Source organism: Roseovarius sp. MBR-51 (assembly GCF_053628575.1).
This window is the reverse complement of record NZ_JBRJGQ010000004.1, coordinates 128,167-148,604: the sequence shown is the minus strand read 5'-3', so window position 1 is coordinate 148,604 and position 20,438 is coordinate 128,167. Positions and strand designations below refer to the sequence as shown.

The 20,438-nt window shown below is 59.8% G+C and carries 20 protein-coding genes; 8 read left to right on the top strand and 12 right to left on the bottom strand.

What is annotated here, in order from left to right:
- Positions 1 to 7 precede the first annotated feature (7 nt).
- From atpA to ACSSVY_RS07160, 5 genes are all read right to left on the bottom strand, one after another.
- Positions 8 to 1,546 (bottom strand): F0F1 ATP synthase subunit alpha, encoded by a 1,539-nt coding sequence (gene atpA, locus ACSSVY_RS07180; RefSeq protein ID WP_454268727.1) that lies wholly within the window; start codon positions 1,544 to 1,546, stop codon positions 8 to 10.
- Complete coding sequence (locus ACSSVY_RS07175; protein WP_454268726.1) at positions 1,547 to 2,113, bottom strand: F0F1 ATP synthase subunit delta; 567 nt, start codon at positions 2,111 to 2,113, stop codon at positions 1,547 to 1,549.
- A gap of 386 nt (positions 2,114 to 2,499) precedes the next feature.
- Positions 2,500 to 3,162, bottom strand: coding sequence for an NnrU family protein (locus tag ACSSVY_RS07170; RefSeq protein ID WP_454268725.1), 663 nt, complete (start codon positions 3,160 to 3,162; stop codon positions 2,500 to 2,502).
- Complete coding sequence (locus ACSSVY_RS07165; RefSeq protein ID WP_454268724.1) at positions 3,162 to 4,376, bottom strand: NnrS family protein; 1,215 nt, start codon at positions 4,374 to 4,376, stop codon at positions 3,162 to 3,164. The genes ACSSVY_RS07170 and ACSSVY_RS07165 overlap by 1 nt, the downstream gene beginning before the upstream one ends.
- Positions 4,373 to 5,068: a 5-formyltetrahydrofolate cyclo-ligase gene (locus ACSSVY_RS07160; RefSeq protein WP_454268723.1), complete on the bottom strand. Its 696-nt coding sequence runs from the start codon at positions 5,066 to 5,068 to the stop codon at positions 4,373 to 4,375. The genes ACSSVY_RS07165 and ACSSVY_RS07160 overlap by 4 nt, the downstream gene beginning before the upstream one ends.
- Before the next feature lie 116 nt (positions 5,069 to 5,184).
- Between ACSSVY_RS07160 and ACSSVY_RS07155 the strand changes: the two genes are divergently transcribed.
- Positions 5,185 to 5,607: an Rrf2 family transcriptional regulator gene (locus ACSSVY_RS07155; RefSeq protein WP_454268722.1), complete on the top strand. Its 423-nt coding sequence runs from the start codon at positions 5,185 to 5,187 to the stop codon at positions 5,605 to 5,607.
- Positions 5,608 to 5,675: 68 nt separating this feature from the next.
- Here the strand turns inward: ACSSVY_RS07155 and ACSSVY_RS07150 are convergent, their stop codons facing one another.
- A complete protein-coding gene (locus ACSSVY_RS07150) occupies positions 5,676 to 6,416 on the bottom strand; it encodes a methyltransferase domain-containing protein (protein ID WP_454268721.1) in 741 nt (246 codons plus the stop codon).
- 63 nt (positions 6,417 to 6,479) lie between these two features.
- Between ACSSVY_RS07150 and gloB the strand changes: the two genes are divergently transcribed.
- From gloB to ACSSVY_RS07135, 3 genes are all read left to right on the top strand, one after another.
- Positions 6,480 to 7,247 carry a hydroxyacylglutathione hydrolase gene (gene gloB, locus ACSSVY_RS07145; protein WP_454268720.1) on the top strand — a complete coding sequence of 256 codons (768 nt, stop codon included), beginning with the start codon at positions 6,480 to 6,482 and terminating at the stop codon, positions 7,245 to 7,247.
- Positions 7,248 to 7,401: 154 nt separating this feature from the next.
- On the top strand, positions 7,402 to 9,738 hold the full coding sequence (gene clpA / locus ACSSVY_RS07140) for an ATP-dependent Clp protease ATP-binding subunit ClpA (RefSeq protein ID WP_454268719.1): 2,337 nt from the start codon (positions 7,402 to 7,404) through the stop codon (positions 9,736 to 9,738).
- On the top strand, positions 9,735 to 10,712 hold the full coding sequence (locus ACSSVY_RS07135; protein WP_454268718.1) for a M23 family metallopeptidase: 978 nt from the start codon (positions 9,735 to 9,737) through the stop codon (positions 10,710 to 10,712). The genes clpA and ACSSVY_RS07135 overlap by 4 nt, the downstream gene beginning before the upstream one ends.
- Positions 10,713 to 10,730: 18 nt before the next feature.
- Here ACSSVY_RS07135 and ACSSVY_RS07130 read toward each other — a convergent pair whose 3' ends face one another.
- From ACSSVY_RS07130 to ACSSVY_RS07120, 3 genes are all read right to left on the bottom strand, one after another.
- The gene (locus tag ACSSVY_RS07130; protein WP_454268717.1) at positions 10,731 to 12,488 is read right to left on the bottom strand and encodes a peptidoglycan -binding protein; all 1,758 of its coding nucleotides are present in this window, start codon (positions 12,486 to 12,488) and stop codon (positions 10,731 to 10,733) included.
- A 2-nt stretch (positions 12,489 to 12,490) separates the two neighbouring features.
- Positions 12,491 to 13,720, bottom strand: a complete 1,230-nt coding sequence (locus ACSSVY_RS07125; RefSeq protein WP_454268716.1) for a biopolymer transporter ExbB — start codon at positions 13,718 to 13,720, stop codon at positions 12,491 to 12,493.
- Between the two features lie 67 nt (positions 13,721 to 13,787).
- Complete coding sequence (locus ACSSVY_RS07120; RefSeq protein WP_454268715.1) at positions 13,788 to 14,312, bottom strand: gamma-glutamylcyclotransferase; 525 nt, start codon at positions 14,310 to 14,312, stop codon at positions 13,788 to 13,790.
- A gap of 72 nt (positions 14,313 to 14,384) precedes the next feature.
- Here ACSSVY_RS07120 and ACSSVY_RS07115 point away from each other — a divergent pair, with 72 nt between their 5' ends.
- On the top strand, positions 14,385 to 15,386 hold the full coding sequence (locus tag ACSSVY_RS07115; RefSeq protein ID WP_454268714.1) for a DUF2125 domain-containing protein: 1,002 nt from the start codon (positions 14,385 to 14,387) through the stop codon (positions 15,384 to 15,386).
- Position 15,387: 1 nt separating this feature from the next.
- Here ACSSVY_RS07115 and ACSSVY_RS07110 read toward each other — a convergent pair whose 3' ends face one another.
- From ACSSVY_RS07110 to cobU, 3 genes are read right to left on the bottom strand one after another with little or no spacing between them, the layout of a single operon-like run.
- Entirely contained in the window at positions 15,388 to 16,269 is an 882-nt protein-coding gene (locus tag ACSSVY_RS07110; RefSeq protein WP_454268713.1) for a glutathione S-transferase, read from the bottom strand.
- A 58-nt stretch (positions 16,270 to 16,327) separates the two neighbouring features.
- Positions 16,328 to 16,900: a histidine phosphatase family protein gene (locus tag ACSSVY_RS07105; protein ID WP_454268712.1), complete on the bottom strand. Its 573-nt coding sequence runs from the start codon at positions 16,898 to 16,900 to the stop codon at positions 16,328 to 16,330.
- Positions 16,897 to 17,424, bottom strand: a complete 528-nt coding sequence (gene cobU, locus ACSSVY_RS07100) for a bifunctional adenosylcobinamide kinase/adenosylcobinamide-phosphate guanylyltransferase (RefSeq protein WP_454268711.1) — start codon at positions 17,422 to 17,424, stop codon at positions 16,897 to 16,899. The genes ACSSVY_RS07105 and cobU overlap by 4 nt, the downstream gene beginning before the upstream one ends.
- 106 nt (positions 17,425 to 17,530) lie before the next feature.
- Between cobU and ACSSVY_RS07095 the strand changes: the two genes are divergently transcribed.
- From ACSSVY_RS07095 to coaBC, 3 genes are all read left to right on the top strand, one after another.
- Entirely contained in the window at positions 17,531 to 18,409 is an 879-nt protein-coding gene (locus tag ACSSVY_RS07095; RefSeq protein ID WP_083781534.1) for an RNA polymerase factor sigma-32, read from the top strand.
- Positions 18,406 to 19,176, top strand: a complete 771-nt coding sequence (locus ACSSVY_RS07090; RefSeq protein ID WP_454268710.1) for a ChaN family lipoprotein — start codon at positions 18,406 to 18,408, stop codon at positions 19,174 to 19,176. The genes ACSSVY_RS07095 and ACSSVY_RS07090 overlap by 4 nt, the downstream gene beginning before the upstream one ends.
- A 67-nt stretch (positions 19,177 to 19,243) precedes the next feature.
- Entirely contained in the window at positions 19,244 to 20,437 is a 1,194-nt protein-coding gene (coaBC, locus tag ACSSVY_RS07085) for a bifunctional phosphopantothenoylcysteine decarboxylase/phosphopantothenate--cysteine ligase CoaBC (RefSeq protein WP_454268709.1), read from the top strand.
- The last annotated feature ends 1 nt before the right edge of the window (position 20,438 follow it).

The following is a 20,438-nucleotide window of genomic DNA, read 5'->3' as shown; positions in this document are numbered from 1 at the left end:
CTCCCCCTTATGCGAAGTCAGCGGCGAATTCGTCCAGCGCAGCTTTGATACGGTCCTCGGCTTCACCCTTGATCTTGGGGTCTTCCTTGGTGATGTACGCCAGCAACTCGGCATGCTTGCCGCGCAGGTGCTTGAGCAGACCTTGCTCATACGGGCCCACTTGCTTCACCGGAATCTTGTCCAGATAGCCCTTGGTGCCAGCATAGATCACACAGACGATCTCGGCATTGGTCAGCGGCGAATACTGCGCCTGCTTCATCAGCTCGGTCAGACGCGCACCACGGTTCAAGAGCTGCTGCGTCGCCGCGTCTAGGTCAGAGCCGAACTGGGCAAACGCCGCCATCTCACGATACTGCGCCAGTTCCAGTTTTACCGGACCCGCGACAGATTTCATCGCATTGGTCTGCGCGCTCGAGCCCACACGAGACACCGACAGACCGGTGTTCACGGCCGGGCGGACACCCTGATAAAAGAGTTCCGTCTCAAGGAAGATCTGACCGTCGGTGATCGAGATCACGTTGGTCGGAATAAACGCCGACACGTCGCCACCTTGGGTCTCAATGATCGGCAGCGCGGTGAGCGAGCCCGAGCCATTGGCCTCGTTCAGCTTGGCCGACCGCTCCAGCAGGCGGGAGTGGAGATAGAACACGTCCCCCGGATAGGCTTCACGACCGGGCGGACGACGCAGAAGCAGCGACATCTGGCGATAGGCCACAGCCTGCTTCGAGAGATCATCATAAACGATCAGCGCATGACGGCCATTGTCGCGGAAATGCTCGGCCATCGCGGTCGCGGAATAGGGGGCGAGGAACTGCATCGGCGCGGGGTCCGACGCGGTGGCGGCCACAACGATCGAATATTTGATCGCGCCGCTCTCTTCGAGCTTCTTCACCAGCTGCGCCACGGTCGAGCGCTTCTGACCGATAGCAACATAGACGCAATAGAGCTTCTTGCTCTCGTCGTCGCCTGCGGCCTCGTTATAGATCTTCTGGTTCAGGATCGCGTCGAGCGCCACCGCGGTCTTGCCGGTCTGACGGTCACCAATGATCAGCTCGCGCTGACCGCGACCAATCGGGATCATCGCGTCCACGGACTTGAGTCCGGTCGCCATCGGCTCATGCACCGATTTACGCGGGATGATGCCGGGGGCCTTCACATCGGCCAGACCGCGGGTCTTGGTCTTGATCGGGCCCTTGCCGTCCAGCGGATTGCCCAGACCGTCCACAACGCGGCCCAACAGCTCGTCGCCAATCGGCACGTCCACGATGGACTTGGTGCGCTTGACGGTGTCGCCTTCCTTGATGTCACGGTCGGAACCAAAGATCACGACGCCGACGTTGTCGCTCTCGAGGTTCAGCGCCATGCCCATGATCGAGCCCGGAAACTCGACAAGCTCACCGGCCTGAACATTGTCCAGCCCGTGAACCCGTGCGATCCCGTCACCCACCGAGAGAACCCGGCCGATCTCGGCAACTTCGGCATCTTGGCCAAAGTTCTTGATCTGGTCCTTCAGGATCGCAGAAATCTCTGCTGCTTGGATACCCATTTATCCGACCTCTTTCATTGAATTCTGCAGGGAATCGAGCTTGGAGCGGATCGACGTGTCGATCATCTTCGAGCCCATCTTGACGACTAGACCGCCGATGAGGCTTTCATCAACGGTCGCATTGATTTTGACATCCTTGCCGACGCGGTCTTTCAGCGTCTTGGCCAGCTTGTCCGCTTGTGCCTTGGTCAGCGCCTTGGCGCTGATGACATCGGCGCTCACTTCGCCCTTGTCCTCGGCGATCATGGCGTTGAGCTGCGCAATCAGTTGCGGCAGCACGAACAAACGCCGTTTTTGCGCCATCAGCGCCATACCATTCTGCAACTCGGGCAGCAGCTTCATTTTGGCTGCCACGGCGGACATCGCCGCCCCCTGCACATCACGGCTCAGCACCGGAGAAGAGATCATTGCACGCAGATCGTCGCTGTCGGTCAGCGCCTGTGCCAGATCATTGAGATTGCTTTCGAGTTTGGCCACTGATTTGGCCTCTCTCACAAGCTCGAATATCGCAGTGGCATAGCGCGCGGCAATGCCAGTAGAGATCGAAGCTGGTTCGGACACGTCCACCCTTCCGATAATCTGGCCCCGGTTGGTCAGCCGTGACGCAGGGTCACATCCGGGGGCGTTGGCATAGGGTGAGACTTGCGAAACACCCAAATTCGGCTGCGGTGTAGCAGAGCCTTACCAAGCGGGCAAGCCGCTTGAAAACTATTGTATACTAAAGAATACAATTCGATTTCAAAGACTTAACCCAAGTGCGACCTATTGCGCGCTTTTTAATCTTCAAAAAACTTCACTTTTTACTACCAATTGCCGATTCCCCTCACGCAGCCCCTGCCCAAAGCATCGCCAAGCGTTAACGCTATCATGGATTCGCAGATCCGCCGCACCTTATTATAAAGGCCGGTCGCCTGCCCCCCGGCGCAGGCGCGGACCCTCTCAATCGCCAGCCCTCACCCCAGCGGCGAGACACCGAATAAAGAAGGATGCGCGCCAAGAACCAGCGCGTAGAGCACGCATCCCAGCGCGCTCCGCAGCACCGCCGCCGGCCAGCTTTGCGGCACCGGTCCCGCCTGCCGCCGTGCGTGGTCCAACCGCACCCACTCCGCCCCCATCGCCCGCCGCTTGCGCCGGTCGATCAACGCCCCACCCATCCCGGCAAAGCCCGCGAAACATCCAAAGAGGATCACATGCGCCAGATCACCATTCGGCACCATATGCCCCACTGCCCAGAGCGCCAGCGCGAGGAGCATCGGATGCCGCGTCACCCGCACGATACCGGGCCGCGCCGGATCAAACCGCGCATTATTCGCGCCGCCAAAGGAAAACGGATTGGGCCGCGCTATCGCCAACCCAAGGATCACGCAGACGACCAGCATCAGGGATACTGTCACATACCCCTGCCACGCCGCCCAGCTCCAGAGCGGCACAAAGGGCGCGCGCCCCGCTGCCCCGATGACCCAGGCCAGAACCGCCAGCGACAACAGTGAATAGCCAAGGGTAAATCCCCGCTGCCCGACCCGCGCCACCAGCCATGCCTTGACCTTTGGGCGCACCGGGATCGAATGGCTCAGGAAGAAGACGCCAAAGGCCGCGATGAACTCCGCCCAGCCCATCAGGCCCCCGGAATTGTCTTTGCCGGTTTTTGCCGCAGCATCAGCGGCCCGTAAAGCACCGCAAACCCGCCAAACGCCCCGATCCACGCGATCCCCGCCAGCGCGTGCAATGCACTCGCCTCCGCAGGCCACAGCCCCGCCGCCAACCGCGCCAGCACGGAGACCACCAGCGCAAGGTAAATCACCACCGTGCCCAAACCTGCCGTCAGCGCGCGCCCTGTATGACCCAGCGTCGCCCGTGTCATGACCGCCAGCGTCATCAACCCCGCCGCCCCCGCCATCCACAGATGTTGCGCCGCTGCTATCCCGATCAGACCGGGCCACAAAATCTCCAGCCCGATCAACACGGCACCAAGCGGCACAAACGCATACCCCAGATGCAACACCCAGACGAGCGGCTCCGCCCCGGTACGATCCCCCGCCCAGCGCGCCAACCTTGCCGCGTGCAAGATTCCCACCACGATCAGCGCAGCCCCCGTGCCATCGTCCACCGGCAGCAAGACCCATGACAGCAGCGCGCCCAGCAGCGCCAAGAGCGCCAGCTTGTCGAACCGCTGCATCGGCGGCACGGGCAATCGCCCCGGCCCCCGCCGCGCCAGCCAGTTGCGCGTGAAAGAGGGGACAATGCGCCCCCCGATCACCGCAATCATCATCACAACCGCCGCCAGCCCAAGACGCAGCCCATAGCCCTGCGCCGCATACGCGCCCTGCGCCGCTTCCCAATGAAACAGCGCATTGCCGAACGTCAGAACCGCCAGCATTGCGACAACCATCAGATTGCGCCAGTTCTTGCCAGCCACGATCTCGCGCAGCATGACCGCTGCCAGAACCACCGGCATCGCCAGATCCATCAGCGCCACCGCAAGAGGCGGCAGCCCACCAGAAACCATCACGGCCAAACGCCCCAAGAGCCACAGCGCCGCCAATCCCCCCAGCGGCCAGCCCACGATGGGTAAACGCCCGGTCCAGTTCGGCACAGCCGTCAGCATGAATCCCGCGATCACCGCGACCAGATAGCCAAACAGAAACTCATGCGCGTGCCAACTCACCGGATCGAACGCCGTGGGCAAACTGATCACCCCGACCAGCATCGGCACCCACAGCACCATGATCAAAGCGGCCCATATCCCTGCGCCCAGAAAAAACGGCCGGAACCCGAAACTCAGAAGTGCCGGCCCTCGCCAGCCCCGCATCTGCTCTGCCGTGCTCGTCATCTCGCGTTCCTTTCGGCCCATAGGCCCGTGTCCGTCACGACCATGTCGAGCGGAATATCATGCGGCTGCGGATAGATTGTCTCGATCAGCGCCGAACCCAGCGCGATTCCGATACTCACCGGGCGCGGGTCGAGCGCCGCCAAGGTCCGGTCGAAATAGCCACCGCCATAGCCCAACCTGTAACAGTCCTCGGTCCAGCCGATCATCGGCGCGAGGGTAATGTCGGGGATCACCCGCTCCGCCTCAGGGGGCGGCACCGGAATGTTCCAATCCCCCCGCACCATCTGTGTCTCGGGCGTCCACCGTCGAAACACCAGCGGGGCGGCCTTCACTTCGACAATCGGCAGCGCAATCAGGACGCCGCCCGCATGCCACTCCACCATCAGGTCGCGCAAATCCGGCTCACCTTTGATCGGCCAGTAGCAGGACAGAACCTTGCCCCGCGCTCCGTTGAATTTCTCTTGCAGCACCGCGCGCAGGTGCTCTGACAGAGCCCGCCCGATCTCTTGGCGATCCGCCATACTCAGCGCAGCGCGCAGCCCTCTCAGGCGCCCGCGCACAGCCTTGCGCCACCGCGCCACATCGCGCGCCTGCTCGGGGTCGGTCGCGAGGGGATCGAAATAGGCCGGGTCCACCTCCTGCGCCATGCAGGGCGGCGAGGCATAGCCGAGCGGTTTGCGCGTATCGGACATCGGACAGTCCTTTCTGTAACGCGGTAGAGGCACCAAGCACCAATCCCGCTTTGCAATTCGGTCTAACCCTGTTAATAGGTATTGTAAATACCGATTTATCCGGAGACCCAGCGACCATGCGCCTTACCTCCTTTACCGATTTCGGCCTGCGGATGTTGATGCGCATGGCCAGCGCCCCCGATCGCGCCTTTTCCAGCGCCGAGTTGGCGACCGAGTTCGACCTCTCACGCCACCACCTCGCCAAGATCATGCAGCGCCTGTCACAGGCCGGGCTGATCGACACCCGGCGCGGCGGCGGCGGCGGTGCACTCCTCGCCCGCCCCCCTGAAGAGATCCGGTTGGGGGATGTGATCCGCCATCTCGAATCCGGTCAGGCACTCGTCGCCTGTTTCGGACCAGAGGCGGGGGACTGCTCTCTCGACGGCCGCTGTCGGCTCAAGGCGCGATTGAGGTCAGCAGAGCGCGCCTTTCTCGACGATCTCGACCGCAGCACCTTGGCCGATATCGCGCTCGATCCGACACCGGAACGCACGGGCTGACGCGATGTCGGAATCGGCACGGCGCTTGAGTACAAAACGCGCGTACAAATTGTACGCCCTGTACACAGTCAGACCGGCTTGGCCTCGGGTTGCGGGCGCAGCACGCTAAGCGGTTTGCGCACTGTATCGCGCAGCCCCGGCCCGCTCGGCGCCTGCACCCGTTTTGTGGCCTCGACCATCAACACACCACCCGCCGCGACGACGGAGAGCTTGGCACCCATCCGCTCCCACATGCCCGCCGTCTTCCGCCAAAAAGGGCGTTCTGAGGGCGGCTGATAGAGCGTCGTAGCATGGCGTTCCGGCAAAAAATTGTGTGATTTCAATTGGCTTTCTAACTGTGTCTGACTGTAGGGGCGCCCGAATCCAAAGGGCGTGCGGTCAGAGCGCGACCATAGCCCGGCCCGGTTCGGCACGATGAAAAGAGCCGATCCTCCCGGCCCAAGCACGCGCCAGCACTCCTCCAGCACCGCACCCGGCTGCTCCGACGTCTCCAGCCCATGTACCACCAAGAGCTTGTCGACATGCCCAGTTTCCAGAGGCCAGAATGTCTCTTCGCAGAGCACAGAAATATTCGGCAACCCCTGAGGCCACCCGATAACCCCTTGAGGTGCAGGCATTAATCCGATCACACGACGCGCATCGGCAAGGTAGGGACGCAGGAACGGAACGGCGAATCCATAGCCGACGACCGTCTGCCCCTGCGCCTCAGGCCAAAACTCTGCAACCTGTGCGCGCACGGTTTTCTGGACCGCCCGCCCCAATGTGCTTCGGTAATAAAAATTTCGCAGGTCCTGTACATCCAGATGCATTGCAGCCCGGCCAAAGATCAGTCACTCTCGACCCTAACACTAACTGGCAATTGGGAAAATACCATGGTTTTGCAAATCCTTACTGTCCCCTGCCTGGCTGACAACTATGCCTATATCGCGCATGATCCGGCCACCGGGGTTACGGCGGTGATCGACGTGCCAGAGGCCGAGCCGATCCTCCAAGCCCTTGATAAACAAGGCTGGAGCGCCTCATTGGTGCTGCTCACCCACCACCATGCCGACCATATCCAGGGCCTCGGCGCGCTGCTTGCGCGTCACTCCGCATCGGTGATTGGGGCTGCCGCCGACGCCCACCGCCTGCCCCCACTCGACCGCACCGTGAGCGACGGCGACCAGATTGGGATCGGTTCCGAGACAGGCGTCGTCATGGATGTGTCCGGCCACACAGTCGGCCATCTGGCGTTTCATTTCCCACAAAGCGCCGTGGTCTTTACCGCCGATAGCCTCATGGCGATGGGCTGTGGCCGTGTCTTTGAAGGAACAATGGCACAAATGTTTGAAAGCCTTGGGAAAATTTCATCCCTACCGCCTCAGACCACGATCTGCTCCGGACATGAATACACAGAAAGCAACGCGAAATTCGCACGGACCGTTGACCCGGACAACGCGGCTCTTATATCAAGGTCCATAGAGATCAGCGCTGCCCGCGCCGCCGGTCGGCCCACTGTCCCCTCAATACTGGCTGACGAACTGGCCACCAACCCGTTTCTGCGTGCCGGTGACGCAGGAATACAGGCACAACTCGGCATGACCGGGTCCGCTCCGGTCGATGTATTTGCCGAAATTCGTGCGCGCAAGGACCGCTTTTGACGCACGCGTGATGAAAACAACGCTGGTATCACGAAATGTGACCCAGTTTGACGAAAAAATCCTTGAAGACTGGCCGTTATCGACCAAACTTTAAGACTATGAGGCCAAGGTTTGTGGGCAGCCCGCCCCGGCCAAGATCAGAAGGAGCACGACCGTGCCTTCATTCTCGAACACGCTAGAACAGGCAATCCATGCGGCATTGGCCCTCGCCAACGCACGCCAGCACGAATTTGCCACACTGGAACACCTCTTGCTCGCCCTCGTAGACGAACCTGACGCTGCACGCGTGATGAAGGCATGCAGCGTCAACACCGAGGACTTGCGCACCACACTGGTGGAATTCATCGACGACGATCTGGCCAATCTTGTAACCGATATCGACGGATCAGAGGCGGTGCCCACCGCCGCATTCCAGCGCGTCATCCAGCGCGCTGCAATCCATGTGCAATCGTCAGGCCGCACTGAGGTGACCGGCGCAAATGTGCTTGTCGCTATTTTCGCAGAGCGCGAGTCGAACGCGGCGTATTTCCTTCAGGAACAGGACATGACGCGCTACGATGCGGTAAATTTCATCGCACATGGCGTGGCCAAGGACCCCGCCTATGGAGAATCGCGGCCAGTCACCGGAGCCACCAACCACGACGAAGACAGTGGGACCAAATCGACCGAGACAGACGCAGTCGAGGCAGGCGACTCCGCGCTCGCAAAATACTGCGTCGATCTCAACGAGAAGGCGCGGAAAGGTGATATCGACCCCCTGATCGGACGCGATGCAGAGGTTGAGCGCTGTATTCAGGTGCTTTGCCGCCGCCGAAAGAACAACCCGCTCTTGGTGGGCGATCCCGGTGTGGGAAAAACCGCCATCGCCGAAGGTCTGGCCCACAAGATCGTCATGGGTGAAACGCCCCGCGTGCTGTCACGCACGACGATCTATTCTCTCGATATGGGCGCGCTTTTGGCAGGCACGCGCTATCGCGGCGATTTTGAAGAACGCCTCAAGGCGGTGGTCACCGAACTGGAGAAACATCCCGACGCGGTGCTCTTTATTGACGAGATCCACACGGTAATCGGTGCAGGTGCCACGTCAGGTGGGGCAATGGATGCTTCGAACCTGCTGAAACCCGCGCTGCAAGGCGGCAAACTGCGCTGCATGGGATCGACGACATACAAAGAATTCCGGCAGCATTTCGAGAAGGACCGCGCGCTTGCACGGCGCTTCCAGAAAATTGACGTGGCTGAGCCAACCGTCGAAGACGCGGTAAAAATTCTCAAGGGCCTCAAGCCCTATTTTGAGGATCACCACAGCGTAAAGTACACCAATGACGCTATCCGCTCTGCTGTTGATCTTTCGGCGCGCTACATCAACGACCGCAAACTCCCTGACAAGGCGATTGACGTGATCGACGAAGCGGGTGCGGCCCAGCATTTGTTGGCAGCCTCCAAGCGACGCAAGAGCATTGGCGTCAAGGAAATCGAAGAAGTCGTTGCGAAAATCGCCCGCATCCCGCCCAAGAACGTCTCAAAGAACGACGCCGAGGTGCTCAAGGATCTTGAAGCCTCTCTCAAGCGGGTGGTGTTTGGTCAAGATGCCGCAATCGAGACGCTCAGTTCGGCGATCAAACTGGCCCGCGCTGGATTGCGCGAGCCGGAAAAGCCGATCGGCAACTATCTCTTTGCCGGCCCGACTGGCGTGGGCAAGACTGAGGTCGCCAAACAATTGGCCGATACCCTCGGGGTTGAACTCTTGCGGTTCGACATGTCGGAATACATGGAGAAGCATGCAGTTTCGCGCCTGATTGGCGCGCCGCCGGGCTATGTTGGGTTCGACCAAGGCGGTCTTTTGACCGATGGTGTCGATCAACACCCGCATTGCGTACTGTTGCTCGACGAGATCGAGAAGGCGCATCCCGACGTATTCAACATCTTGTTGCAGGTGATGGACCATGGAACACTGACCGATCACAATGGTCGCAAAGTGGATTTCCGCAATGTCGTCCTGATCATGACGTCGAACGCCGGGGCAGCGGAGCAGGCAAAATCCGCCATAGGCTTTGGTCGCGACCGCCGGGAGGGCGAGGATACCGCTGCCATCGAGCGGACTTTCACGCCTGAATTCCGCAATCGTCTGGACGCCGTGATCTCGTTTGGGCCGCTGCCGAAGTCAGTCATTCTCAAGGTCGTCGAAAAATTCGTGTTGCAACTTGAGGCGCAACTTATGGATCGTGACGTGACTATAGAGCTGACCGAACCTGCCGCTGAATGGCTCGCCGACCGAGGGTATGACGAAAAGATGGGCGCGCGCCCATTGGGCCGCGTGATTCAGGAGCACATCAAGAAACCGTTGGCCGAGGAGTTGCTATTTGGCAAACTCTTGAAAGGCGGCGTTGTCAAAGTTGGTGTAAAGGATGACAAGATCGACCTGATGGTCGAGGGTCCAGTCACACGACGCCTGACCGGCAAGAAGAAGCCGCCTCTCTTGACAGCCGAATGAGTGCACGGGTCGTAAGGACACTTGCACCACTTCTGATCGCGGCGGCCACAGGGGCCGCCGCTGACCAACCTGATCTGAGATTGCCGCTTGACTGTGTGCTGGGGCAGACCTGCTATATCGAGGATTATGTCGACACTGATCCCGGCCCCGGTCAACGCGATTATACCTGTGGCATCAAAAGCCGCGATGACCACCGTGGTATTGATTTCATGCTTCTGTCGTTCGACGCCATGGCCACCGGGGTTTATGTCTTGGCCGCTGCCCCCGGCATCGTGGTCGCCACCCGCGATGGCATGGCCGACACGCCCGTGACCGCACAAACCCGAGAGACGATCAAGGGACAGGAATGCGGCAACGCCGTGCGGATTGATCACGGGGACGGATGGCAGACGCTCTACTGCCATATGAAGCAAGCGTCTCTGACCGTCCAAAAGGGGGACCGCGTTGCGGCAGGCGATAGTCTAGGTCAGGTAGGACTGAGTGGGCTCACCAATGCCCCGCACGTGCATCTGGGCGTTCTCAAGGATGGTCAAATCGTCGATCCGTTCAATCCGGACAATCGGAATACCTGCGGGGCCACGCCGGATGAGAGCATGTGGGACACCGCACTACCCTACGATCCCTCCGGCTTATTTACAGCCGGGTTTTCCACTTCGGTGCCAGAGTTTGATGCAGTTCAAACAGGATCAGCCCGTGCCAGAACCGCTCAATCAGATCAGCCGCTCGTGCTCTATGGTCACGTTTTTTACGCCCAACCAGGCGACCAACTAACGCTCACCGCCCAAGGGCCGGAAGGTGAGATTTTCAGCCATGATGTCATCCTTGAGAATCCCCAAGCACAACTCTTTCGTGCCTTTGGCCGCAAGTCCCCTGACGGAGGATGGCCGGACGGAGCGTACAGAGGTTACGTACGTCTGACCCGAGGGGATACCGTGTTGGCCGTGCGTCACGCGGATATCACTGTCACCCGTTGACCCTGAACAGATTGGCGATCACCGCGTGGTCAGCTTGAGCTCAATACGCCTGTTCTGCGCCCGCGCCGCAGCCGTGTCCTCGGGATTGACGGGTTGGAATTCGCCGTAGCCATTTGCCGAGAGGCGCTCAGCAGGAAATCCCAAGACGCCCGTGAGATAGCGCACGACGGAAAGAGCCCGTGCCTGACTGAGCGCCCAGTTGTCAGCAAATCGCGCGCCTTCTACAATCGGCACGTCATCCGTATGACCATCAACTTGGAGCACCCAGTCGATCCCCTCAGGAATATCCCCGATCACATTGCGCAGGATGCCTGCCACTTTGGCAATTTCGCCCTCTCCCGCGAGCGACAACTCCGCCTCGCCGGGAGCAAAGAGCACCTCAGACGAAAAGACGAACCGATCACCGACGATCTGAACACCCTGCTGTTGACCTAGTACATCCCGCAAACGGCCAAAGAATTCTGAGCGATACTTCTCCAGATCCTCTTTCTCCGCCTCCAACAGACGAGCGCGTTCCTCTTCTGCAATGCGCCGACGCCGTTCTTCGGCCGCAACGCGGGCCAAGGCCGTATTCAACTCATTGCCAAGCGACTGCAACTGAACCTCAGCTTCAGCCTCACGCTCCTCTGAGGCATCAAGTAAAGCCTGAAGGCCAGAGAGCTGTTGGCGCAAAGCAGCCACCTGCTGATTGAGCAGCGCTTGCTGCTTTTGAGCTTCGCTGGCCGCCGCTTGTTCTTCTGCAAGGCGCGTGCGCGCCTCAGCCAAAAGTGCAGCCCGTTGCTCCGCCTCTGTCATCTGAGCCTCGGTGCGCGCCTCCGCAGCACGCTGCGCAGCAAGAGCCGCCACCAATTGCTGACGGGTCTCTTCTGCGTCGAGAACAGCAGCACCCAACTGAGTGTTCTCCGTCAGGGCCTGCGCCAATCGACGATCAAGATCGTCACGCGCATCCTTGGTCGCGGCGAGAAGTGTCAGCGTTTCCTCAGCCCGCTTGCGCTGCTCTTCCAGCGCGAGTGTCATAGATGTCAGCTCGGCGTCCGCATCCGCCAACCGGCCGCGCAGCGCCTCAGCAGCGGCCGCCTCTGCCAACCGGGCCTGCTCCTCTTGGCTCAATTGCCGCTCGAGGTTTGTCACTTGCTCGGACAAGGCTGCCTGTGCCTCGCTCGCCTCGGCATTGCGCTGACGCAGGTCCGCCGCGAGTGCTTCAAGCGCTTCGCGTCGCGCCGCTGCAAGGCGGGCGGCTTCAGCCTGTGCGTCCACCTCGCTACGCAGCCCTGCCAAGGCAAGTTGCAACTGCTCCTGCTCACTGAGCAGCGCAGCGCGCGCCTCTTCTAGATCCGCGATACGCCCTTGCGCCGTGTCACGTTCTGACAAAAGCCCTGCGACCTGTTCCTCAAAGCTGGTAATCCTTCCCTGCGCGGCACTCAGCGCCTCGGCCTGAGCGTCACTTTGGGCGCGCAGGCTGTCGATCAAGGCGGTTTGTTCGGCCTCACGGGTGCGCGCGTCACTCAAAGTTGCGGTCAATGCGCCAACGCGATCCTGCAGGCTTGCGCTGCGATCTTGTTCGAGTCCGAGCGCACGCGATAGCGCGGCCACTTCTGAGGAAAGCGAGTCAAGCCGGGTTGCCTGTCCACTAATTTCTTCGCGCAACACAAACTGCACCATCATGAAAATGGTGAGCACAAACATTAAGACCAGCAAGAGCCCGGTCATCGCATCAACAAACCCGGGCCAGATTGAGGCCTGAAACCGTGAACCGGTCCGCCGAGAGAGCGCCATGATCAGCCCTCCTCACTGCCGTCCGGATCAGAGCGCGGCATAACCTGTCGCACGGTGCGAGGAGCCACTGGCGGGCGCGTCTGTCCCATCACCCGCGTCAGCGCTGCCAAATCGGTGCGCAATTCCGTCATGGTTTCCTGTCGACCGGCGCTGATTTCCTCGAGAATGCGCAGCATCTGCACATCAATCGAACGCAGCCGCATGCGGCTCTCCGCATCGAGCCCTTCAGTTTGGGGAGCTTCGCGGCTCTCGAGTGCCGTGATCAGCCGTTCCTGCCCTTCAGCGAGCCGCATCAATGCAACTTGCACGGGGTTCTGGTCGCTCATCCGATGGGTCAACCGCTCAATTGAATCCGCCAGCACGCCTAGTTTCTGATCGACCATGGCGCGGCTCATGTCCGACTGACCAAGCATGGCCTGGAGCGCGTCCATCTGATCGGCCATGTGATCGAGTACATGCGCGACAGCCCCCTGCTCACCGCCACCCTCTCCATCACCTGTGGCAAAGCCCACACGCGTGATCGTAGACATCCATTCTTCTAGCTCACGATAAAATCGGTTCTGGCCGTGACCGGCAAAAAGCTCCAGAAGACCCACCACCAAGGAGCCCGCAAGCCCAAGCAATGAGGACGAAAACGCTACGCCCATGCCGCCCAACTGCGCTTCGAGCCCGGACATCAGCCGGCTGAAGACTTCGATCCCCTCTTCGCCTTCTTGCGGGGCAAGGCTTCGGATCGTGTCAACGACCGCCGGCACCGTCGTGGCCAGTCCATAAAAGGTTCCCAAAAGTCCCAAGAAAATCAATAGGCTGACAATATAGCGTGTGATTTCACGCGCTTCGTCGATCCGCTGAGCCACTGAATCAAGAATTGAGCGCGCTGAGGTCGACGCAATCTGCATCCGCTTTCCGCGTGATCGCAGCAGTGTTGCCAAAGGTGCCAACATCGAAGGGGGTTGGGTCATCTCGTGGCCCGGAACTTGTCCGGCAAAGCCCTCAATCCAGCGGGCAGATCCGATCAATTGAAGGACCTGCCAGAAGGTGGCGATCACTCCGATGATGAAAACAAAGAAAATAAATCCGTTCAGCCAAAGATTGGCCTGAAAAACCGGCAGTACGCTTGGCAAGGCGAGAAACGCCCCAAACGCGGTCAGCCCAAGAACCACCAACATCAGAATGATCTGGCGATAGGGATATGAAAACTGCGGCTCGACCTCACGGTCCGGCTGGTCCATCTGGACGCTCCCGACACTTGGATTTCTTGGGCCAACCCTACGCGGCTTGGTCAGCTAAGCCAAGGATTTATCCACAGATATGGCGCACCCGCCGCACCAGCCAGTCCAGTTCCTTGTCGTGAATGCCAAGCTGTCCGAGATGGTCAGCCGTGTTGTAGAGATATTCGGTGTTCGGGCCGCGCCCACCTACGGCGCGCGCTATGATCGCAGCCTGTTCTTCGAGATCAAGACCGCCACAGTATTGCACATGATCGGGATCAATCACATAAGTCACCGCCTCCACCCGTCGACCATCGGCAAGGTCTATTTTCAGCAGTCGCTCGAGATAGGCAGAAGATATCAACTCGCGTTCGCGCAGATAGCTCAGAACGTCATCAGCTTGCGCCGCGTCGGCACGTAGCGCGACCCCTTGGCAAAGAGCCCCGGGATATGCGTCCAACGCGAGAACCAGACCGGGAACATCTTCTGTGCCCCTATGGTGGATACTACGCATACAAAAACTGCGATGATAATCCGGAAGGCGTGCGATCACCCGTTCCTTGGCCTCGAAACCGGGATTCCACACCAGTGACCCGTAGCCGAATACCCACATAGCCTTTGCCCCTGTTCCTCGCCCACAACCCCCTATAAACACCTCTCAAAGGGCATGAAAGGGGCGCGCACCATGAGATTTCTGCTTGCCATGATCGTGATCGCCGCATTGGGTTGGTCCGGATATTGGTTCCTCGGGCAAAGCGGATTGAATCGTGGGTTTGAGACATGGTTCGATTTGCGGCGCGCAGAAGGATGGGTGGCCGAAACCTCGGACATCACGGTTCAGGGATTTCCCAATCGCTTTGACACCGGCTTTAGTGATCTGGTGCTGGCCGATCCAGAAACTGGATTGGCGTGGGAGGCCGACTTCTTTCAAATTCTCGCACTTAGCTACCAGCCAAACCATGTGATTGCCGTATGGCCAAACAGCCAACTGATTTCCACGCCGCAAGAAAAATTCCGCATCGAAAGCCGCGATATGCGTGCCAGCCTCCGCATCGCGCCCGATACGCGGCTCGCCCCAGAGCGCGCCACACTGACCGCCGAGTATCTGCAGATTACACCGTTGGAGCGGCAGGATGAGAACACCGCACTGACCTCGCTCACACTCGCCGCAGAGCGCCAGATGGAGACAGAGTACCGCCTTGGCCTGACTGCCGAGGGATTGACCCTGTCGCCACCATGGCGTGCCCAACTTGACCCTCAGGGCCGTCTGCCCACGCAGATTTCCGGATTGCACGCCGATTTGACGGTAAGTTTTGACAAACTCTGGGACCGCAGCGCGATCGAGCAAGCCCGCCCGCAGCCGACCGCGATCAATCTGCGATTGGCAGATGCCAAATGGGGACAATTGCATCTCCAAGCAGCCGGTGACGTAACCGTTACACCCGAAGGCTTGCCAGAAGGAGAAATCACGCTCAAGGCGCGCAACTGGCGGGAAATGCTGCAAATCGCCGCGCAAACGGGGGTGATACCCGAGTCGATGCTGGGGACGTTGGACAGTGGGCTGTCACTGATGGCGCAAATGTCAGGAAACCCCAATACGCTCGATGTGCCACTGACCTTTCGCAACGGGCGCATCTTTCTGGGGCCAATCCCCATCGGTCCGGCACCCGTGCTCCGTCTAAGATAGCTTACGGGGCATCGTCACGCAGAGCGGTAAAAGCGGGCCATGCATCCGGGTCGGAGACCGTTTTGTCTCGGCAGAATGGATTGCAGAATCCGAAAATCCGACCCTCGCTTTCCATCAAGTCCGTGACCGCTTCGCCCGAATAGGGACAGAGGGCGTTCTCGGGGGTACCGCTCTCAACGGCGCGGGCCGGCCGCGGGATCGGACCGGGCCAAGCCACAGCGGCATAAGGTTTGGCATAGCGCGAAAGGGTCGCACCGCGCACAAGACCCATGGCCCGCCAGCGACGAAAAGCCAAATCATTGAGGTGGGCTGCAACATAAGCGCGCGCGACCTCTGATACGGGCAGATCATAGCCCGCGATCCGCGCGGCGACCGGCGCAAAGAAAGCATCTGCCGCACTATACGCACCACAGAGCCACGGGCCATCGGGTGCGCAAGTGGCACGCGCATGCATCCACAGGGTCTCGATCCGAGCAAGATCACTCAAAACAGCCTCAGACGGCACCACACCAGTATAGGCCGTGCGCAGGTTCATCGGGCAATCGCCCCGCAATGCGCCAAATCCCGAATGCATCTCAGCAGCGAGCGTACGCGCTGTGGCGCGTGCGCGTGGCTCGCTGGGCCATATTCCCGCCTCGGGGTGACGGGTGGCCAGTTCTTCGGCCATCGCTAGACTGTCAGAGACAACCGCCGCCTCGGGCGTGATCAACGTGGGCACTGTTCGGGCCGGGGCAAGATCGGCCATTTGCTCAGCCACGCTATAATCGGCGTTAAAATCGAGGATGCGCACCCGGTATGGCAAGCCAAAGCGGTGGAGCAAGAGCCAGCCACGCAGCGACCAAGAAGAGTAGCCGTAATCGCCGAGGATAAGTTCATATGTCATTGCTGAATGTTAGCGCCAGAACGGGCACCCGACTAGCAAGTTTTTGTTGGAGTTTGCATCACGGAAGGTGATTTATCGCCTGCATTTTCCAACCCTGTCCTGCCCAATGAAGTTCGGTGACGGACAGGTTGTCGATCCTGTGCGCAAATGCCTCGTAGGCTGATATTCCTAGCGCCGCCTGCACTTGGGTGAGGATTACGCCCATATGGGCCACTAAAACGATGTCTCGTCCCGGATACGTACTGCGCAGGCGGTTGGTCGCTAGGGCGACACGAAGCGTTATCTCGTGCCAGCTTTCGCCACCGGGCGGGCGAATATCACCGGGCATTTCCCAGAATGCGCGCAATAGTTTCTGGTCCGGGACAGCTTCAAAGTCTTGCATCTCCCACGCACCAAAATGAATTTCGCGCAGGTCCCGGTTATCTGGTAAACGCTCGCGCGCGCCTATGATGGCGTCTGCGGTGGCGCGAGCTCTGCTAAGGTCCGATGAGATCAGCAACGCGTCGACCGGCAGGTGGTCCGCAAGTCGCGCCAGTCGCGCCTCATCGCTTAAATCAGCTGGGATATCCGACCAACCGACCATAGACTTCGCATGCGTCGGACCGTGGCGCACCCAGAAGAACCGGCTCACGGCAAATTGCCCTTAAGAAACAAAGGCAGACCAGCGACGACATTGACCACAAAATCCGACCGTGCAGCCAATTCCTGATTGAGCCGCCCCTGCGCGTCTCGAAACCGCCGGGCAAGAGCGTTCTCGGGCACGACTGACAACCCGACTTCGTTTGAAACCATAACCACTGGCGCAGCACAGGCATTGAGAGCGGAAAACAGCGTAGATTGGGCATCATCGAGATCGTGATCCGCAAGCAGGTGATTGCTGAGCCACATCGTGATACAATCAAGCAACACCACCTCCTGAGCGCTTGCTTGCGCGAGCACGGGAGCCAGATCAAACGGAGCCTCACAGGTGCGCCAGTCCGGGCCCCGGATTTCACGGTGCCGCACAAGTTTTGCCCGCATCTCATCGTCGAAGGCTTGCGCCGTGGCGAGGTAAATGCGCGGTCTGCCTGAGTTGGTTACGAGGCGCTCCGCAAAGCTCGATTTGCCTGAGGCAGCCCCGCCCAGAACGAGGCTCAGTCTTGGCAGGTCAGACAAATGGGCCTCTCCTTTTTTGATCCGGCGACGTCCATGGTGCGTAGCACTTTGCGATAAGAGGAAAAAGGGCGCAACGAAGTCACGCCGCCGATAAGGGGGAAATCCGATGCCACTCGACGCACCGCAGCAAAGGTCCATGTCCCGCACTGCCATGAAGGCAGAAATGCTGGATGCGGAAACAGAACTCGCACTCGCTTATGCTTGGCGCGACCAACGCGATGAGGAAGCTCTGCATCGTTTGATCAATGCTTACATGCGGCTGGCAATTTCGATGGCTTCGAAATTCCGGCGCTACGGGGCGCCGATGAATGACCTCATTCAAGAGGCTGGGTTAGGCCTCATGAAGGCTGCAGATAAGTTTGATCCTGATCGTGGTGTGCGGTTTTCCACCTATGCTGTATGGTGGATCAAGGCCAGCATTCAGGACTATGTTATGCGCAACTGGTCGATGGTTCGAACAGGCTCAACATCTAGCCAAAAGTCGTTGTTTTTCAACATGCGGCGCGTGCAAGCGCGCCTCGAACGTGAGGCAATGGCCAATGGGCAGCAGCTTGACGGATACCAACTGCGCGAGATGATTGCGCATGAGGTAGGTGTTCCTTTGCGCGATGTCGAAATGATGGAGGGGCGCCTTTCAGGCTCGGACTTTTCGCTTAATGCCACACAATCGGCAGAGGACGAGGGTCGCGAATGGATTGACACGCTTGAGGACGAGGGCGCGCGCGGCGACGAGATCGTCGAGCGCCATCACGACATGCATGCTTTGCGCGACTGGCTGGCTGATGCCTTAGCCCGCCTCAACGAACGCGAACGTTTCATCGTGCGTGAACGCAAACTCCGAGACGATCCGCGCACTCTTGAAAGCCTCGGCGAAGAGCTGAACCTCAGCAAGGAGCGCGTGCGGCAGCTTGAAGCAGCTGCCTTTCAGAAAATGCGCAAGCATCTTGAAAAGCATGGGGGAGAAGTGCAAAACCTGCTCGCATGATCCTGCGTTTGCTTGTTTTGCTATCTGTCGTGACCGTCGCGTTTTCCGCAGCGGCCCAAGATGTGTTGATCCTTGGCGAGGTGCATGACAACGCGGCGCACCATGCCGTGCAGACTCAGCGTGTAAGTGACCTGAAGCCAAGGGCAATGGTCTATGAAATGCTGACCAAGGACAAAGCTGCATTGGTTACGCCGGACCTTGTGGGTGACAAAGCTCGATTGGAAAATTTGTTACAGTGGGAGGCCAGTGGATGGCCCGATTTTTCAATGTATTACCCGATTTTTAGCGCCGCCCCTGATGCAAGGGTTTTCGGTGCACAAGTGACGCGTGACGCGTCTCGCGCGGTTCTCACAGACGGGCTTTCAGAAGTTTTCGGCGAGGATGCCACACGCTACGGCCTTGATCGCGATTTACCAGAAGATCAGCAAGCAATCCGCGAAGCGATGCAAAAAGAAGCCCATTGCAATGCCCTGCCAGCGAACCTCTTGCCGGGAATGGTGGCCATCCAACGCCTGCGCGACGCGGTTCTGGCGCGGGCGATAGTGCAGGCTATCGAGGAAACTGGAGGGCCAGTGGCAGTGATCACCGGCAACGGCCATGCCCGCCGCGATTGGGGAGTGCCCGCTTATTTAGCACATGTCGCCCCCGATCTAGAAGTATGGGTCGTGGGCCAGACCGAAGACAACGCAGACCTTGAGGGCGGCTTTGACGAGATCATATCGTCAGCGGCCGTCGAGCGACCCGATCCGTGTGCGGAATTTCAGTAGCGTCTCGCACCCTTGCGCGGCACCAGCCCGCAGCCTAGTGTCAGGGCGCATCTCATAGGAAGCGCCAATGCTAAGCTCAAAACGCATTCTTCTGATCATCGGAGGCGGAATCGCAGCCTATAAGGCGCTCGAGCTTATACGACGCCTGCGAGAGCGTGGGGCCATGGTAACGCCGGTGCTGACCCGCGCGGGCGCTGAATTTGTCACACCGCTGTCCGTGTCGGCGCTCGCGGGGCGTAAAGTGTTCTCAGATCTTTTCGACCTAACGGACGAAGCAGAGATGGGGCATATCGAACTCAGCCGTTCGGCCGACCTGATCGTTGTTGCTCCGGCAACCGCCGATCTGATTGCCAAGATGGCACATGGCCACGCCAGTGATCTGGCCTCCACCCTGCTTTTGGCCACCGACACGCCTGTTTTAATCGCGCCTGCCATGAATGTGCGGATGTGGCAACACGCGGCCACACAGCGCAATGTCGCTCTGCTACACGGTGACGGTATAGCCTTTGTTGGCCCCAATAACGGCGATATGGCCTGTGGTGAGCATGGCCCCGGACGCATGGCAGAAGTACCCGAAATCATGGCAGCGATCGGGACAATGCTGTCCGAAGGACCTTTGACGGGCCGCCGAATTCTGGTGACCTCCGGCCCAACTCACGAACCCATTGATCCGGTACGCTACATTGCCAACCGCTCGTCGGGCGCGCAGGGTACGGCGATTGCCCGCGCATTCGCCGCGCTTGGGGCTGAGGTGGTCTTTGTCACCGGCCCCGCCACCGTGCCGCCGCCCGACGGGGTGCAAGTGATCCGCGTCGAGACTGCGCACGAGATGCTGGAGGCGGTCAAAAGTGTCCTGCCGGTTGATGTCGCAATCTGCGCCGCCGCCGTGGCGGATTGGCATGTCACAAGTGCAAGTAGCCAAAAGCTCAAGAAAACAAAGGACGGTCTGCCTCAATTAACCTTTGCCGAGAACCCCGACATATTGGCGACTGTCGCAAGCATGACGTCTGGTCGGCCCAAACTTGTCGTAGGCTTTGCCGCCGAAACCGATGACGTGCTCGCGAACGCGACCGCCAAGCGCGCGCGCAAGGGCTGTGACTGGATCATCGCCAATGACGTACGCCCTGCGACCGGTATCATGGGCGGCACCGAGAATGCCGTCACGCTGATCACCGCAGACGGCGCCGAGGAGTGGCCGCGCATGGGCAAGGATCAGGTGGCCGCGCAACTGGCCGCACGGATCGCCACGGCGCTGAGTTGAA